The organism is Brevibacillus parabrevis (assembly GCF_022701015.1).
Classification (GTDB): Bacteria; Bacillota; Bacilli; order Brevibacillales; family Brevibacillaceae; genus Brevibacillus; species Brevibacillus parabrevis.
The window spans coordinates 3,887,549-3,907,129 of sequence record NZ_CP064090.1; the positions used below are offsets into that span (position 1 = coordinate 3,887,549).

A 19,581-nucleotide genomic window follows, 5' to 3' on the forward strand; every position below is an offset into this window, starting at 1 on the left:
TCCAATAAAAGTGGGGCACGCGGCGCTTTTATTGGAGGAACCCTCTTTGAACCGATAAATCACAGAGTTGAGGTGCCAAATGAAAAAGCAGGAAAACATCGCAAAAATTTACCCGCTAACCCCATTGCAAGAGGGTATGTTGTTTCACGCTGTCACGGACACGGGCAGCAGCGCCTATTGCCTCCAGATGTCTGCAACGATCGAGGGCGATTTTCACCTGCCGCTTTTTGAGCAGAGTCTGAACAAGCTCGTGGAAAACTACGAAGTATTGCGCACGGCTTTTGTATACCAAAACATGCAGCGACCTCGCCAAGTCGTGTTCAAGGAAAGAAAAGTGACCGTTCCTTGCGAAAACATCGCGCATTTGCCAAGCGCAGAGCAGGACGCGTACATACAAGCGTACACGAAGCAACATCATACATTCGACCTGACAAAAGACAACTTGATGAAAGCAGCCATTTTTCAAACGGCCGAGAACAAGTACCGATTGGTTTGGGCCTTCCATCATATTATCGTGGACGGTTGGACATTGGGCGTCTTGCTGCATAAGCTGCTGACCTATTACGCAGCGCTGCGAAAAGGCGAGCCGATTCCGCGGGAAGCGACGAAGCCGTACAGCGAATATATCAAGTGGCTGGATAAGCAAAACAAGGACGAGGCCCTCGCTTATTGGCAAAACTACCTGGCAGGGTATGACCATCAGGCTGCTTTTCCGAAAAAGAAGCTTGGAACGGAAGCAAGCCGCTATGAACATGTCGAGGCGATGTTCACGATCGCTCCCGAGAAGACGCAGCAGCTGATCCAGATCGCGAACCAAAATCAGGCGACGATGAGCAGCGTGTTTCAAGCTCTTTGGGGCATTTTGGCCAGCACATACAAAAATGCGGACGATGTCGTTTTCGGCTCGGTCGTATCAGGCCGCCCGCCGCAAATCCAAGGAATTGAGAGCATGGTCGGCTTGTTCATCAACACGATTCCGACCCGCGTCCAGACGAACAAACAACAGACGTTCAGCGAGCTGCTGCAAACCGTGCAAAAGCAAGCCCTGGCGTCTGCCACCTACGATTTCGCGCCGCTGTACGAAATTCAGAGCACAACAGTGCTGAAACAGGAATTGATCGATCATTTGGTCACGTTTGAAAATTACCCCGATCATTCGATGAAGCATCTGGAAGAATCATTAGGGTTTCAATTCACCGTAGAAAGCGGAGATGAGCAGACCTCCTATGATTTGAACGTGGTCGTCGCCCTCGCTCCCTCGAACGAGCTGTACGTGAAGCTAAGCTACAATGCCGCGGTGTATGAATCGTCATTCGTAAACAGAATCGAAGGGCATCTCCGCACCGTCATCGACCAGGTGATCGGCAATCCGCATGTACACCTGCACGAGATCGGCATCATCACCGAAGAGGAAAAGCAGCAACTGCTCGTCGCCTACAACGACACGGCTGCTGAATATCCGCGGGACAAAACGATTTTCGAGCTGATCGCGGAACAAGCGAGCCGGACACCAGCGAAAGCAGCAGTTGTTTGCGGCGAGGACACCCTGACCTATCAGGAGCTGATGGAGCGTTCTGCCCAGCTTGCCAATGCTTTGCGCGAAAAAGGAATCGCCAGCGGCAGCATCGTCTCGATTATGGCGGAACATTCACTGGAGCTGATCGTGGCGATCATGGCTGTCTTGCGGTCAGGTGCTGCCTACTTGCCGATTGATCCCGAGTACCCGCAAGATCGCATCCAGTATTTGCTCGATGACAGCCAGACCACGCTGCTGTTAACCCAGTCGCATCTGCAACCAAACATCCAGTTTGCAGGCAGCGTGCTTTATTTGGACGATCGTTCCTTGTACGAAGGCGGCAGCACATCCTTCGCACCCGAGAGCAAGCCTGATGATTTGGCGTACATGATCTACACTTCCGGTTCTACCGGCAATCCAAAAGGGGCGATGATTACTCATCAAGGCCTGGTCAATTACATCTGGTGGGCCAACAAGGTGTACGTCCAAGGCGAAGCGGTGGACTTTCCGCTGTACTCATCTATTTCGTTCGATTTGACCGTCACCTCGATCTTCACGCCGCTTCTGTCCGGCAACACGATTCATGTGTACAGAGGGGCAGACAAGGTACAGGTCATTTTGGACATCATCAAAGATAACAAAGTCGGGATCATCAAGCTGACGCCGACACACCTGAAGCTGATTGAACACATCGACGGCAAGGCCAGCAGCATCAGGCGGTTCATCGTCGGCGGCGAGAACTTGCCGACAAAGCTGGCGAAGCAAATTTACGACCATTTCGGAGAGAACGTGCAAATTTTCAACGAGTACGGACCGACCGAAACCGTTGTCGGTTGCATGATTTACTTGTATGACCCGCAAACAACGACCCAGGAGTCGGTGCCAATCGGTGTCCCGGCAGACAACGTCCAGCTTTATTTGCTCGATGCTTCCATGCAGCCGGTGCCCGTCGGCTCGCTTGGCGAAATGTACATAGCCGGAGACGGCGTAGCCAAAGGGTATTTCAACAGACCGGAGCTGACGAAGGAAAAGTTTATCGACAACCCGTTCCGTCCGGGAACCAAAATGTATCGAACAGGCGACCTGGCAAAATGGCTGCCTGATGGAAACATGGAGTATGCAGGCAGAATGGACTATCAAGTGAAGATTCGCGGCCATCGGATCGAGATGGGCGAAATCGAAACGCGTCTGACGCAGCATGAGGCGGTCAAGGAAGCGGTCGTGATCGTGGAAAAGGATGAGAGCGGCCAAAACGTGCTGTACGCGTACCTTGTTTCCGAGCGGGAACTGACGGTAGCTGAGCTGAGAGAATTTTTGGGGCGTACGCTGCCTTCCTATATGATTCCTTCCTTCTTTATTCGCTTGGCGGAAATTCCGCTGACCGCGAACGGAAAAGTAGAGCGAAAAAAATTGCCGAAGCCAGCTGGCGCAGTCGTCACAGGCACGGCGTATGCAGCTCCGCAAAATGAAATCGAGGCAAAGCTGGCCGAGATATGGCAGCAAGTGCTGGGCATAAGCCAGGTAGGGATTCACGACGATTTCTTTGACTTGGGCGGACACTCGTTGAAGGCGATGACTGTCGTTTTCCAAGTCTCGAAAGCGCTGGAAGTGGAATTGCCCGTAAAGGCCTTGTTCGAACATCCAACCGTAGCGGAGCTGGCCCGCTTCCTTTCGCGGTCGGAAAAAACCGAGTACACCGCGATTCAACCCGTGGCAGCGCAGGAGTTTTACCCGGTTTCATCTGCGCAAAAAAGAATGTATATCCTGCAACAGTTCGAAGGCAACGGAATCAGCTACAACATTTCGGGTGCGATTCTCCTCGAAGGAAAGCTGGACTACGCCCGGTTTGCCAGCGCTGTGCAACAGCTGGCAGAGCGCCACGAAGCTTTGCGCACCTCGTTCCACCGGATCGACGGCGAGCCTGTGCAAAAAGTGCACGAGGAAGTAGAAGTGCCGCTTTTCATGCTGGAGGCTCCCGAAGACCAGGCGGAGAAAATCATGCGCGAGTTTGTCCGTCCGTTTGATCTCGGGGTCGCTCCGCTGATGCGAACAGGTTTGCTCAAGCTGGGCAAAGACCGCCATTTGTTTTTGCTCGACATGCACCATATCATCTCGGACGGCGTTTCTTCGCAAATTTTGCTGCGTGAATTTGCCGAGTTGTACCAGGGAGCAGACTTGCAGCCGCTTTCGCTGCAATACAAAGATTTTGCTGCTTGGCAAAATGAGCTGTTTCAGACGGAGGCATACAAGAAGCAGGAGCAGCACTGGCTGAACACGTTTGCTGATGAAATTCCGCTCTTGAACCTGCCGACTGACTATCCGCGCCCTAGCGTGCAAAGTTTTGCAGGCGATCTCGTCCTTTTTGCCGCCGGAAAAGAACTGCTGGAGCGGTTGCAACAGGTAGCGTCAGAAACAGGCACCACCTTGTACATGATTTTGCTTGCCGCCTACAATGTGCTGCTGTCCAAGTATACCGGCCAGGAAGACATCATCGTCGGGACGCCTGTCGCTGGACGTTCCCATGCGGACGTGGAAAACATCATGGGCATATTCGTGAACACATTGGCGCTGCGCAACCAGCCTGCCAGCAGCAAAACGTTTGCGCAATTTTTGCAGGAAGTGAAGCAAAACGCGCTTGCAGCCTATGACCATCAAGATTATCCATTTGAAGAACTTGTGGAAAAACTGGCGATTCAGCGGGATATTAGCCGAAATCCGTTGTTTGACACGTTGTTTTCTTTGGAAAACGCGAACCAGCAGTCGCTTGCCATCGCCGAGCTGACAGCGTCGCCCTATGAGCTGTTCAACAAAATTTCCAAGTTCGATCTCGCTTTGAACGCAAGCGAATCGCCAGCGGACATTCAGTTCCAGCTCACATTCGCAACCAAGCTGTTCAAGAAAGAAACGGTCGAGCGAATGGCCCGGCATTACCTGGAAATTTTGCGCTGGATCAGTGAGCAGCCAACGGCAAGCCTCGCGGACATCGACATGATGACGGAAGCGGAAAAACGCACACTCCTTCTGAACGTGAACGATACGTTTGTCGAGCGGACTGCCGCGACCGCCTTGCATCAATTAGTGGAGGAGCAAGCAGCACGCACGCCTGATGAAGTGGCCGTCGTGTACGAAGAATATGCCTTGACCTATCGCGAGCTGAACGCCAGGGCGAACCAGCTGGCCCGTTTGCTGCGCAGTCACGGAACCGGACCAGATACGTTGATCGGCATTATGGTGGACCGTTCGCCAGGCATGGTCGTCGGGATGCTGGCTGTGCTCAAAGCAGGCGGCGCGTACACGCCAATCGACCCAAGCTATCCGCCAGAACGAATCCAGTACATGCTCAGCGACAGCCAGGCGCCGATTTTGCTGACGCAGCGTCATTTGCAGGAGCTGGCTGCTTATCAAGGGGAGATCATCGACGTAGACGAGGAAGCGATTTACACCGGAGCCGACACGAACCTGGACAACGTCGCTGGCAAAGACGACTTGGCCTATGTGATCTACACATCGGGATCGACGGGCAATCCGAAAGGCGTCATGATCTCCCATCAGGCGATTTGCAATCACATGTTGTGGATGAGAGAGACGTTCCCGCTGACGACCGAGGATGCTGTCCTGCAAAAAACGCCGTTCAGCTTCGACGCTTCCGTATGGGAGTTTTATTTGCCGCTCATCACCGGAGGACAACTGGTGTTGGCAAAGCCGGACGGGCATCGCGACATCGCCTACATGACTCGTCTCATTCGAGATGAGAAAATCACGACCTTGCAGATGGTTCCGTCCTTGCTGGATCTGGTCATGACCGACCCGGGCTGGAGCGCATGCACGAGCTTGCAGCGAGTGTTCTGCGGCGGGGAAGCATTGACGCCTGCCCTCGTCTCGCGTTTTTACGAGACACAGCAAGCTCAGTTGATCAACTTGTACGGCCCTACAGAGACAACCATCGATGCGACTTATTGGCCTTGCCCGCGCCAGCAGGAATACAGCGCAATTCCGATCGGCAAACCGATCGACAACGTCCGGCTGTATGTCGTCAATGCCAGCAACCAGCTTCAGCCAGTAGGCGTAGCGGGAGAGCTGTGCATTGCCGGAGACGGTTTGGCCCGCGGCTATTGGCAGCGCGAGGAGCTGACGAAAGCAAGTTTTGTCGACAACCCGTTTGAGCCGGGCGGCACCATGTACCGTACCGGAGACATGGTCCGCTATTTGCCCGATGGCCATATCGAGTATTTGGGACGCATCGACCATCAAGTCAAAATCAGAGGTCACCGCATCGAGCTGGGGGAAATCGAAGCCACGCTTTTGCAGCATGAAGCGGTCAAAGCGGTCGTCGTCATGGCCCGCCAGGATGGCAAAGGGCAAAACAGCCTGTACGCCTATGTCGTAGCGGAGCAGGACATCCAGACAGCGGAGCTGAGAACGTACCTGTCTGCCACCTTGCCAGCCTACATGGTTCCGTCCGCTTTTGTTTTCTTGGAGCAGCTGCCGCTTTCAGCGAACGGCAAAGTGGATCGCAAGGCATTGCCTCAACCGGAGGATGCCGCCGCCTCTGCTGCCGTGTATGTGGCGCCGCGCAACGAATGGGAAGCCAAGCTCGCAGCGATATGGGAAAGTGTGCTTGGAGTCGAGCCGATCGGGGTTCACGATCATTTCTTTGAACTGGGCGGACATTCTTTGAAAGCGATGCACGTCATTTCTTTGCTCCAGCGCAGCTTCCAGGTGGACGTACCGTTGAAAGTCCTGTTTGAATCGCCAACGATCGCGGGCCTGGCCCCACTTGTTGCGGCTGCCCGCAAAGGCACGTACACAGCGATCCCCCCTGTCGAAAAGCAGGAGTATTACCCGGTTTCCGCGGCACAGAAGCGAATGTTCATTCTGCAGCAAATGGAAGGAGCAGGCATCAGCTACAACATGCCAGGCTTCATGTATCTCGACGGCAAGCTGGATACAGAGCGGCTGCAACAGGCGCTGAAAAGTTTGGTGCAACGCCACGAATCGTTGCGCACCTCGTTCCACTCCGTGCAAGGCGAGACGGTTCAGCGTGTGCATGACGATGTCGATCTGGCCATCTCGTTTGGCGAAGCGACCGAAGCAGAGACCCGGCAAATAGCCGAGCAGTTTATCCAGCCGTTCGATCTGGGAACAGCCCCGCTGTTGCGTGCCGGACTCATCAAGCTGGCGCCGGAACGCCACCTGTTCATGCTCGATTTGCACCATATTGTCGTCGATGGCGTCTCCATCGGCCTGCTCATCGAGGAATTTGCCCAGCTCTATCACGGGGAAGAGCTGCCAGAGCTGCGCATTCAGTACAAAGATTTTGCCAAGTGGCAGCAGGACTGGTTCCAGACCGAGGAATTTGCCGAGCAGGAAGCCTACTGGCTCAACACCTTTACGGGAGAAATCCCCGTGCTCAATCTGCCGACGGATTATCCAAGACCGTCTGTGAAAAGCTTTGCCGGAGATCGCTTCGCCTTTGGCTCCGGCACTGCTTTGCCAAAACAATTGCATCAGCTCGCCCAAGAGACAGGCACGACGCTCTACATGGTTCTGTTGGCCGCCTACAACGTGCTCCTGTCCAAATACTCCAGGCAAGAGGACATCATCGTCGGCGCTCCTACGGCTGGCAGGTCCCATGCCGAAACGGAGTCCATCGTCGGAATGTTTGTCAACACACTGGCCTTGCGCAACGAGCCAGCCGGGAGCAAAACTTTCCGCGACTTTTTGGCCGAAGTGAAAACCAACACGCTGGGAGCGTTTGAGCATCAAGATTATCCGCTCGATGAACTCGTCGACAAGCTGGACATGCAACGGGATTTGAGCCGCAACCCTTTGTTTGACACGGTTTTCATTTTGCAAAACATGGAGCAAAAGCCGTTCGAAATGGAGCAATTGACGATTACTCCTTATTCGGCAGAGGTGAAACAGGCCAAGTTTGACCTGTCGCTGGAGGCGTACGAAGAAAACGCGGAAATCATCTTTAGCCTGGATTACAGCACCAAGCTGTTTTCGCGCGAGACGATCGAAAAAATAGCGACCCATTTTATCCAAATCTTGCGGGCGGTCATTGCGGAACCGGAAATGCCGTTGTCCGAGATCACCATGCTCACAGAGGCGGAAAAGCAGCGCTTGCTGGTCGACTTCAACGGTGCGCACAAAGATTTTCCGCAAAACAAAACGCTTCAGGCGCTTTTTGAAGAACAAGCGGAAAAGTCGCCGCAGGCAACAGCCGTGGAAATCAGCGGGCAGCCCCTGTCCTATCAGGAGCTGAATGAGCGAGCCAACCAGCTTGCCGCTACGCTGCGGGAGCGGGGAGTACAGCCTGACCAACCTGTAGGGATTATGGCGAACCGCTCTGTGGAGATGGTCGTCGGCATCCTCGCCATCTTGAAAGCAGGCGGAGCTTACGTGCCGATCGACCCGGAATATCCGGAGGAGCGTGTCGCCTACATGCTGACGGATTGCCAAGCCCGCCTGGTGCTGACGCAAAAGCATCTGGGAGCGAAGCTTGGTTCCAGCGTGACCGCGGAATGCCTGTATCTCGACGACGAGAGCAACTATGGTGTGCACCGCTCGAATTTGCAGCCGATCAATACCGCTTCCGATCTGGCTTACATCATCTACACATCGGGTACGACTGGCAAGCCAAAAGGGGTCATGGTCGAGCACCGGGGCATCGTCAACAACGTGCTGTGGAAGAAAGCGGAGTACCAAATGAAGGTTGGCGACAGAAGCTTGCTGTCTCTGTCCTTTGCCTTTGACGCTTTCGTTCTGTCCTTCTTTACGCCTGTGCTTTCCGGGGCAACTGTCGTACTGGCGGAGGATGAAGAAGCCAAGGACCCAGTCTCTTTGAAAAAGCTCATCGCCGCTTCGCGCTGCACCTTGATGACAGGCGTGCCGAGCTTGTTCCAGGCCATTCTGGAATGCAGCACGCCAGCGGATATCCGTCCGCTGCAAACCGTCACACTCGGCGGAGAAAAAATTACGGCGCAGCTTGTTGAAAAATGCAAGCAGCTGAATCCCGATCTGGTCATCGTCAACGAGTACGGCCCGACAGAAAGCAGTGTCGTCGCCACCTGGCAGCGCCTTGCGGGTCCGGATGCTGCCATCACCATCGGGCGGCCGATTGCCAACACCAGCCTGTACATCGTGAACCAATATCACCAGCTACAGCCAATCGGCGTGGTCGGGGAGATTTGCATCGGCGGCCGCGGCTTGGCACGAGGTTATTGGAACAAGCCAGCGCTCACGGAAGAGAAGTTTGTTTCCCATCCGTTTGCGGCAGGCGAGCGCATGTACAAGACGGGCGATCTTGGCAAGTGGCTCCCGGACGGAACGATTGAATACATTGGGCGCATCGACGAACAGGTCAAAGTCCGAGGCTACCGAATTGAAATCGGCGAGATCGAGTCGGCTCTGCTGGCTGCGGAAAAGCTGACAGCGGCTGTTGTGGTCGTCTATGAGGATCAGCTTGGCCAGTCGGCTCTGGCAGCGTATTTTACCGCCGACGAACAGCTTGATGTCACGAAGCTGTGGTCGCATCTGTCGAAGCGACTTCCGTCGTACATGATTCCTGCGCATTTTGTGCAGCTCGATCAGCTTCCGCTTACGCCAAACGGCAAAGTCGACAAGAAAGCCTTGCCGAAGCCAGAAGGCAAGCCCGTAACCGAAGCGCAATATGTCGCGCCGACAAATGCGGTGGAAAGCAAGCTGGCAGAGATTTGGGAACGCGTGCTCGGGGTTAGCGGCATCGGCATTCTCGACAACTTTTTCCAGATCGGCGGACATTCCTTGAAAGCGATGGCTGTCGCTGCACAGGTACATCGCGAGTATCAGGTTGAGCTTCCGCTGAAAGTGCTGTTCGCGCAACCTACGATCAAGGCGTTGGCCCAGTATGTCGCCACGAGCGGAAAAGAGACATATGTGCCGATCGAGCCTGCACCGTTGCAAGAGTATTATCCTGTTTCATCTGCGCAAAAGCGGATGTATGTCCTGCGCCAGTTTGCGGACACAGGCACGGTTTATAACATGCCGAGCGCGTTGTATATCGAAGGCGATCTGGATCGGAAGCGTTTTGAAGCCGCCATCCACGGATTGGTCGAGCGGCACGAATCGCTGCGCACATCCTTCCACACCGTAAATGGCGAGCCTGTCCAGCGCGTACACGAGCATGTCGAGCTGAATGTGCAGTACGCGGAAGTGACGGAAGCGCAAGTGGAGCCAACCGTCGAGTCGTTCGTGCAAGCATTTGATCTGACAAAAGCTCCGCTATTGCGGGTCGGACTTTTCAAGCTGGCAGCGAAACGGCATCTGTTCCTGCTGGATATGCATCACATCATCTCGGATGGCGTCTCGGCCGGAATCATTATGGAAGAGTTCTCGAAGCTGTATCGAGGCGAAGAACTGCCTGCGCTTTCCGTCCATTACAAAGATTTCGCCGTCTGGCAGTCTGAACTGTTCCAGAGCGACGTCTATACCGAGCATGAAAACTACTGGCTGAACGCGTTTTCTGGCGACATTCCGGTGCTTAACTTGCCAGCCGATTTTTCTCGTCCGCTGACACAGAGCTTTGAAGGAGATTGCGTTTCGTTCCAGGCAGACAAAGCGTTGCTGGACGATCTTCACAAGCTCGCCCAGGAGAGCCAATCGACGTTGTTCATGGTATTGCTGGCGGCTTACAATGTGCTGCTTGCCAAGTACAGCGGACAGGAAGACATCGTCGTCGGCACACCGATTGCGGGCAGATCGCACGCCGATATCGAGAACGTTCTGGGGATGTTTGTCAACACGCTCGCTTTGCGCAACTATCCGGCCGAGATGAAACACTTCCAGGCATTTTTGGAAGAGGTCAAGCAAAATACGCTGCAAGCATACGCCCATCAAGATTATCCGTTCGAAGCACTGGTCGAAAAGCTGGACATCCAGCGGGATCTCAGCCGCAATCCGCTGTTTGACACCATGTTTATTTTGCAAAACCTGGACCAAAAAGCTTACGAGCTGGATGGGCTGAAACTGGAGGCATATCCGGCACAAGCAGGCAACGCCAAATTCGATCTCACGCTGGAAGCGCACGAGGACGAGACAGGCATTCATTTTGCGCTCGTCTACTCGATCAAATTGTTCCAGCGAGAATCAATCGAAAGAATGGCGGGTCACTTCCTGCAAGTGCTGCGCCAAGTCGTTGCCGACCAAGCAACTGCCTTGCGCGAGATCAGCCTGCTCAGCGAGGAAGAGCGCCGAATTGTGACCGTTGATTTCAACAACACGTTTGCCGCGTATCCGCGCGATCGGACGATTCAGGAGCTGTTCGAGCAGCAGGCAGCAAAAACTCCGGAGCATGCAGCGGTCGTGATGGACGGACAGATGCTGACGTATCGGGAGCTGAACGAAAAAGCGAATCAGCTCGCCCATGTCCTTCGTCAAAACGGAGTCGGGAAAGAGAGCATCGTCGGTCTGCTCGCAGATCGTTCGCTGGAAATGATTACAGGCATCATGGGGATTCTCAAAGCGGGCGGCGCCTACCTGGGCCTGGACCCGGAGCATCCGTCCGAACGCCTAGCTTACATGCTGGAAGATGGCGGCGTGAAAGTTGTCCTCGTGCAAAAGCACTTGCTGCCGCTCGTCGGCGAAGGGCTGATGCCAATTGTTTTGGAAGAGGAGAGCCTGCACCGGGAAGATTGCGGCAATCCGGCGATTGTCAACGGTGCGAGTGACCTGGCTTATGTGATGTACACCTCAGGCTCTACAGGCAAGCCAAAAGGAGTCATGGTCGAGCATCGCAACGTCACCCGCTTGGTTACGCATACGAATTACGTGCAAGTGCGCGAGAGCGACCGGATGATTCAAACCGGCGCGATTGGCTTCGACGCCATGACATTTGAGATTTTCGGCGCGTTGCTGCACGGGGCCAGCCTGTATTTGGTGAGCAAGGACGTCTTGCTGGATGCCGAAAAGCTGGGCAGCTTCCTGCGGACGAATCAGATTACGACCATGTGGCTGACCTCGCCGCTCTTCAACCAGCTTTCGCAAGACAATCCGGCGATGTTTGACAGCTTGCGCGCCTTGATCGTCGGTGGCGAAGCGTTGTCGCCGAAGCACATCAACCGGGTAAAAAGTGCCCTTCCTGACCTGGAAATCTGGAACGGATACGGCCCGACCGAAAACACGACCTTCTCGACGTGCTATTTGATTGAGCAGCATTTTGAAGAGCAGATTCCGATCGGCAAGCCGATTGCAAACTCCACCGCGTATATCGTCGACGGCAACAATCAGCCGCAGCCGATCGGCGTACCGGGTGAACTGTGCGTCGGTGGTGACGGTGTCGCAAGAGGCTATGTGAACAAGCCGGAATTAACCGCCGAAAAGTTTGTGCCCAATCCGTTTGCGCCTGGCGAAACGATGTATCGCACCGGAGATTTGGCGAGATGGCTGCCGGATGGGACGATTGAGTATTTGGGCCGAATCGACCAGCAGGTCAAAATCAGGGGATACCGGATCGAGCTTGGGGAAATCGAGACGGTCTTGTCCCAGCAGGCACAAGTAAAAGAAGCAGTCGTGGCCGTGATCGAGGAGGCGAACGGGCAAAAAGCTCTCTGCGCTTACTTTGTGCCAGAACAGGCCGTCGACGCCGCAGAGCTGCGAGAAGCGATGTCCAAACAATTGCCTGGCTACATGGTCCCTGCTTACTATGTGCAAATGGAAAAGCTGCCGTTGACCGCGAACGGAAAGGTCGACCGCCGGGCATTGCCGCAGCCATCCGGCGAGCGGACGACAGGAAGCGCCTTTGTCGCTGCGCAAAATGATACCGAAGCGAAGCTGCAACAGATTTGGCAAGAAGTTTTGGGCATTCCGGCAATCGGCATTCACGACAACTTCTTTGAAATCGGCGGTCATTCCTTGAAGGCGATGAACGTCATCACGCAAGTCCATAAAACATTCCAGGTGGAGCTGCCGTTAAAAGCGCTGTTTGCCACTCCGACGATCCATGAGTTGGCTGCGCATATTGCCGAGAGCGCATTCGAGCAGTTCGAGACGATCCAGCCAGTCGAGCCTGCCGCGTTTTATCCCGTGTCGTTTGCCCAAAAGCGAATGTACATCCTGCATCAGTTCGAAGGAAGCGGGATCAGCTACAACGTGCCGAGTGTGCTGGTGCTGGAAGGCAAGCTCGATTATGACCGCTTTGCTGCTGCCATCCAGAGCCTGGTTAAACGGCATGAATCTTTGCGCACCTCGTTCCATTCGGTAAACGGGGAACCGCTGCAACGAGTACATCCGGATGTCGAGCTGCCTGTCCGCCTTTTGGAGGCGACAGAAGATCAGAGCGAATCGCTCATCCAGGAGCTAATCCAGCCGTTTGATCTGGAGATAGCCCCGTTGTTCAGAGTGAATCTGATCAAGCTTGGCGCAGAGCGGCACTTGTTCTTCATGGATATGCACCACATTATTTCCGATGGCGTATCGCTTGCGGTCATCGTCGAGGAAATTGCCAGCTTGTATGCAGGAAAACAGCTTTCCGACCTGCGCATCCAGTACAAAGACTTTGCTGTGTGGCAGACCAAGCTGGCTCAGTCGGATCGCTTCCAAAAACAGGAGGATTTTTGGACCCGGACGTTTGCCGGGGAGATTCCTTTGCTGAATCTGCCCCATGATTATCCAAGACCTTCTGTGCAGAGCTTTGACGGTGACACGGTCGCGCTTGGCACCGGACATCACCTGCTGGAACAACTGCGCAAGCTCGCTGCCGAGACTGGCACGACCTTGTTCATGGTGCTGCTGGCTGCCTACCATGTGTTGCTCTCCAAGTACGCCGGACAGGAAGAAATCGTCGTCGGCACACCGATCGCAGGCCGCTCGCACGCAGATGTCGAGCGCATTGTCGGGATGTTCGTCAACACGCTCGCTTTGAAAAATACGGCCGCTGGCAGCCTGAGCTTCCGCGCCTTTTTGGAAGACGTGAAGCAAAATGCGCTCCATGCCTTCGAGCATCAAGACTATCCGTTCGAGCATCTGGTCGAGAAGCTGCAAGTGCGGCGCGATCTGAGCAGAAACCCGCTGTTTGATACGATGTTCAGCCTGGGGCTTGCCGAATCAGCCGAAGGAGAAGTAGCGGATCTGAAAGTGTCGCCTTATCCGGTGAACGGCCACATCGCCAAATTCGACCTTTCCCTGGATGCGATGGAAAAACAGGATGGACTTCTTGTTCAATTCAGCTATTGCACGAAGCTGTTCGCAAAAGAAACGGTTGATCGACTGGCCGCCCATTACGTTCAGCTTTTGCAAACAATCACAGCCGATCCCGACATCGAGCTCGCCCGGATCAGCGTGTTGTCCAAAGCAGAGACGGAGCACATGCTGCACAGCTTCCTCGCAACCAAAACAGCCTATCCGACGGACAAAACGTTCCAGAAGCTGTTCGAGGAGCAAGTGGAAAAAACACCGAACGAGATTGCCGTTCTGTTCGGCAATGAACAGCTGACCTATCAGGAGTTGAATGCAAAAGCAAACCAGCTCGCCCGCGTCCTGCGGCGAAAAGGCGTCAAGCCGGAGAGCACCGTCGGCATCCTCGTAGACCGCTCGCTCTACATGGTCATCGGCATGCTGGCCGTGTTGAAAGCAGGCGGAACATTCGTCCCGATTGATCCGGACTACCCGCTGGAGCGCCAAGCGTTCATGCTCGAAGACAGCGAGGCGAAGCTGCTGCTCACCTTGCAAAAAATGAACAGTCAAGTTGCCTTCCCTTATGAAACCTTTTATCTGGATACAGAGACAGTGGATCAGGAGGAGACGGGCAATCTGGAGCACGTTGCGCAGCCGGAGAACGTCGCTTACATCATCTACACATCCGGTACGACGGGCAAGCCAAAAGGGGTCGTCATCGAGCACCGCAGCTATGCCAATGTCGCATTTGCCTGGAAAGACGAATATCACCTGGACAGCTTCCCGGTCCGTTTGCTGCAAATGGCGAGCTTCGCCTTTGACGTCTCGACGGGCGATTTTGCCAGGGCGCTGCTGACAGGCGGGCAACTGGTCATCTGCCCGAATGAGGTCAAAATGGACCCAGCTTCGCTGTACGAGATCATCAGGCGTCACGAAATTACCATTTTCGAAGCGACACCCGCCTTGATCATGCCGTTGATGCACTACGTTTACGAAAACGAACTGGATATGAGCCAAATGAAGCTGCTGATTCTCGGAGCAGACAGCTGCCCGGCGGAAGACTTCAAAACGTTGCTCGCGCGCTTCGGTCAGAAGATGCGCATTATCAACAGCTACGGCGTGACAGAGGCGTGCATTGACACCAGCTACTACGAAGAAACAGACGTCACCGCCATCCGCTCGGGAACGGTGCCGATCGGCAAACCGCTTCCGAACATGACGATGTACGTGGTCGATGCGCATTTGAATTTGCAGCCTGTCGGCGTCGTAGGCGAATTGTGCATCGGCGGAGCAGGGGTTGCGCGCGGTTATTTGAACAGACCTGAGCTGACGGAAGAGAAGTTCGTGCCGAATCCGTTCGCCCCAGGTGAACGATTGTACCGCACAGGTGATCTGGCGAAGTGGCGCGCAGATGGCAATGTCGAGTTCCTCGGACGCAATGACCACCAGGTAAAAATCAGGGGTGTCCGCATCGAGCTGGGCGAGATCGAGACACAACTGCGCAAGCTGGACGGAATTACGGAAGCAGTCGTGGTCGCAAGAGAAGATCACGGGCAGGAAAAGGAATTGTGCGCATACGTCGTGGCGGACCACAAGCTTGACACCGCAGAATTGCGGGCGAATTTGCTGAAGGAACTGCCGCAAGCGATGATACCAGCGTATTTCGTCGCCTTGGATGCGCTGCCGCTGACTGCCAATGGCAAAGTAGACAGACGTTCCTTGCCAGCGCCGGATGTCACCATGCTGAGAACGACCGAGTATGTAGCGCCGCGCTCCGTCTGGGAAGCCCGATTGGCCCAAGTATGGGAGCAGGTGCTGAATGTTCCGCAAGTGGGTGCGCTAGACGACTTTTTCGCGCTCGGCGGTCACTCATTGCGTGCCATGCGCGTCATTTCCAGCATGCACAACGAATACCAGGTCGACATCCCGCTGCGCATCTTGTTCGAAAAACCGACGATTCAGGAACTGGCGGCGTTCATCGAAGAGACAGCCAAAGGGAATGTCTTCTCGATCGAGCCTGTGCAAAAGCAAGCGTACTATCCGGTTTCCTCGGCACAAAAGCGCATGTACATCCTCGATCAATTTGAGGGAGTCGGCATCAGCTACAACATGCCGTCGACTATGCTGATCGAAGGCAAGCTGGAGCGAACACGGGTGGAAGCGGCGTTCCAGCGCTTGATTGCGCGACATGAAAGCCTGCGCACTTCGTTTGCCGTCGTCAACGGAGAGCCTGTGCAAAACATTCACGAGGACGTTCCGTTTGCGCTTGCCTATTCGGAAGTCACAGAACAGGAGGCGCGCGAACTCGTTTCTTCTCTCGTGCAGCCGTTCGATCTGGAGGTCGCACCACTCATCCGCGTGTCGCTGCTGAAAATCGGCGAGGATCGTTACGTGCTCTTTACCGACATGCATCACAGCATTTCCGATGGCGTATCCTCCGGCATTCTTTTGGCAGAGTGGGTGCAGCTGTACCAGGGTGACGTTTTGCCGGAGCTGCGTATCCAGTACAAGGACTTTGCTGTGTGGCAACAAGAGTTTTCCCAGTCGGCTGCCTTCCACAAGCAGGAAGCGTACTGGTTGCAAACGTTTGCCGATGACATTCCTGTGCTGAACTTGCCGACCGATTTCACCCGCCCCAGCACCCAAAGCTTTGCCGGGGATCAGTACACGATCGGCGCGGGCAAAGCGCTCACGGAAGGCTTGCACCAGTTGGCGCAGGCGACGGGAACGACTTTGTACATGGTTCTGCTCGCCGCGTACAACGTGCTGCTCGCCAAGTATGCCGGGCAGGAGGACATCATCGTCGGCACGCCGATTACAGGCAGATCCCATGCCGATCTCGAACCGATCGTCGGCATGTTCGTGAACACGTTGGCGATGCGAAACAAACCGCAGCGCGAAAAGACTTTTAGCGAGTTTTTGCAAGAAGTCAAGCAAAATGCGCTGGATGCGTACGGCCATCAGGATTACCCGTTTGAAGAACTGGTGGAAAAGCTCGCGATCGCGCGCGATTTGAGCCGAAATCCGCTGTTTGACACCGTGTTTACGTTCCAAAACAGCACGGAAGAGGTCATGACGCTGCCTGAATGCACGCTTGCGCCGTTTATGACGGACGAAACAGGCCAGCACGCCAAGTTCGACTTGACTTTCAGCGCTACGGAAGAGCGGGAAGAAATGACGATTGGCGTGGAGTACAGCACAAGCTTGTTTACGCGGGAAACGATGGAACGGTTCAGCCGCCACTTCCTGGCGATTGCAGCGAGCATCGTGCAAAATCCGCACATTCGCCTGAGCGAGATCGACATGCTTTTGCCAGAAGAAAAACAGCAGATTTTGGCCGGGTTCAACGATACAGCCGTCAGCTATCCCCTGGACAAAACGCTGCACCAGCTATTCGAAGAGCAGGTCGACAAAACCCCGGATCAGGCAGCGCTTCTCTTTAGCGAGCAATCGCTGACGTACAGCGAACTGAACGAGCGAGCAAACAGACTGGCAAGGGTCCTGCGCGCAAAAGGAGTCGGACCGGACCGTCTGGTAGCGATCATGGCGGAGCGCTCACCGGAAATGGTGATCGGTATTCTCGGTATTTTGAAGGCAGGCGGCGCTTATGTTCCCGTCGATCCCGGCTATCCGCAGGAGCGCATTCAGTACCTGCTCGAAGATAGCAACGCAGCCCTGCTGCTCAGCCAGGCGCATCTGTTGCCGCTGTTGGCCCAGGTGTCAAGCGAGCTGCCGGAGTGCCTTGATCTGAACGCTGAACTGGATGCCGGACTGAGCGGCTCCAACCTGCCAGCTGTCAACCAACCGACTGACCTTGCCTACGTCATCTATACATCCGGTACGACCGGCAAGCCGAAGGGTGTCATGATCCCGCATCAAGGAATCGCGAACTGCTTGCAGTGGAGAAGAGACGAATACGGGTTCGGGCCGAATGACAAGGCGTTGCAAGTGTTCTCCTTTGCCTTCGACGGTTTTGTAGCCAGCTTGTTCGCTCCGCTGCTCGGAGGGGCAACGTGCGTGTTGCCGCAAGAAGCAGCTGCCAAAGACCCGGTCGCGCTGAAAAAACTGATGGCCGCAACGGAAGTCACCCATTACTACGGCGTACCGAGTCTGTTCCAGGCCATTCTCGATTGCTCGACGACAACCGACTTCAATCAGTTGCGTTGCGTCACGCTGGGCGGCGAGAAGCTGCCTGTACAGCTTGTGCAAAAAACAAAAGAAAAGCATCCGGCAATCGAGATCAACAACGAGTACGGCCCGACGGAAAACAGCGTCGTCACCACCATCTCGCGCTCGATTGAAGCGGGGCAAGCGATCACGATTGGCCGACCGCTTGCGAACGTCCAAGTCTACATTGTAGATGAGCAGCATCACTTGCAGCCGATTGGCGTGGCCGGTGAGCTGTGCATCGGCGGAGCCGGGCTTGCCAGAGGCTATCTGAACAAACCGGAGCTGACCGCAGAGAAGTTTGTCGCAAATCCGTTCCGACCAGGCGAACGCATGTACAAAACAGGCGACTTGGTGAAATGGCGGACGGATGGCACGATCGAGTACATCGGCCGCGCTGACGAACAGGTCAAGGTGAGAGGGTATCGCATCGAGATCGGCGAGATCGAGAGCGCCGTACTCGCTTACCAGGGCATCGATCAAGCGGTGGTCGTTGCGCGAGACGATGACGCTACGGCTGGTTCCTATCTTTGCGCCTACTTTGTCGCAGCAACAGCCATATCCGTATCCGGCTTGAGAAGCCATCTGGCCAAAGAGCTGCCTGCTTACATGATTCCGAGCTATTTCGTCGAGCTGGATCAGCTGCCGCTTTCCGCCAATGGAAAAGTGGATCGCAAAGCTTTGCCGAAGCCGCAACAGTCCGATGCGACCGTGCGCGAATACGTAGCGCCGAGAAATGCGACCGAACAGCAACTGGCAGCCATCTGGCAAGAAGTTTTGGGAGTAGAGCCAATCGGCATCACCGACCAGTTCTTTGAACTCGGAGGACATTCCTTAAAAGCTACGCTGCTGATTGCCAAAGTGTATGAGTACATGCAAATCGAGCTGCCGCTGAATCTCATCTTCCAGTATCCGACGATCGAAAAGGTGGCCGATTTCATCACGCATAAGCGCTTTGAGAGCAGATACGGCACAGCCATTTTGTTAAATCAGGAGACGGCGCGAAACGTATTTTGCTTCACGCCGATCGGCGCCCAAAGCGTGTACTACCAGAAGCTTGCGGCGGAAATTCAAGGCGTCTCTTTGTACAGCTTTGATTTCATCCAGGATGACAACCGGATGGAGCAGTATATCGCGGCGATCACCGCAATTGATCCAAGCGGTCCGTACACGCTCATGGGCTACTCCTCGGGAGGCAATCTGGCTTTTGAAGTGGCGAAAGAACTGGAGGAGCGGGGCTATGGCGTCACCGACATCATCTTGTTCGACTCGTACTGGAAAGACAAGGCGATTGAGCGGACTGTCGCGGAAACAGAAAACGACATTGCCCAGCTATTCGCCGAGATTGGCGAAAACACCGAGATGTTCAACATGACGCAAGAAGACTTCCAGCTGTACGCCGCCAATGAGTTTGTCAAGCAAAGCTTCGTTCGCAAAACGGTCAGCTATGTGATGTTCCATAACAATCTGGTCAATACCGGAATGACGACTGCCGCGATCCACCTCATCCAATCCGAGCTGGAAGCAGACGAGGAAGCTCCGGTGGCAGCCAAGTGGAACGAATCAGCCTGGGCAAATGCAACGCAACGACTGCTGACGTACAGCGGGCACGGAATCCACTCGCGCATGCTGGCAGGCGATTACGCGTCGCAAAATGCTTCGATTTTGCAAAACATCCTGCAAGAACTGTTCATCCTGAAATAAGACGGCAAATGTGTAAGGGATTCCCCTTGGGAGAAAGCTGT

At 54.8% G+C, this 19,581-nt stretch carries 1 protein-coding gene; it reads left to right on the forward strand.

All coding sequences use genetic code 11. The features are described from left to right. Positions 1 to 79 precede the first annotated feature (79 nt). Positions 80 to 19,540 carry a non-ribosomal peptide synthase/polyketide synthase gene (locus tag IRJ17_RS18015; RefSeq protein ID WP_242771373.1) on the forward strand — a complete coding sequence of 6,487 codons (19,461 nt, stop codon included), beginning with the start codon at positions 80 to 82 and terminating at the stop codon, positions 19,538 to 19,540. The last annotated feature ends 41 nt before the right edge of the window (positions 19,541 to 19,581 follow it).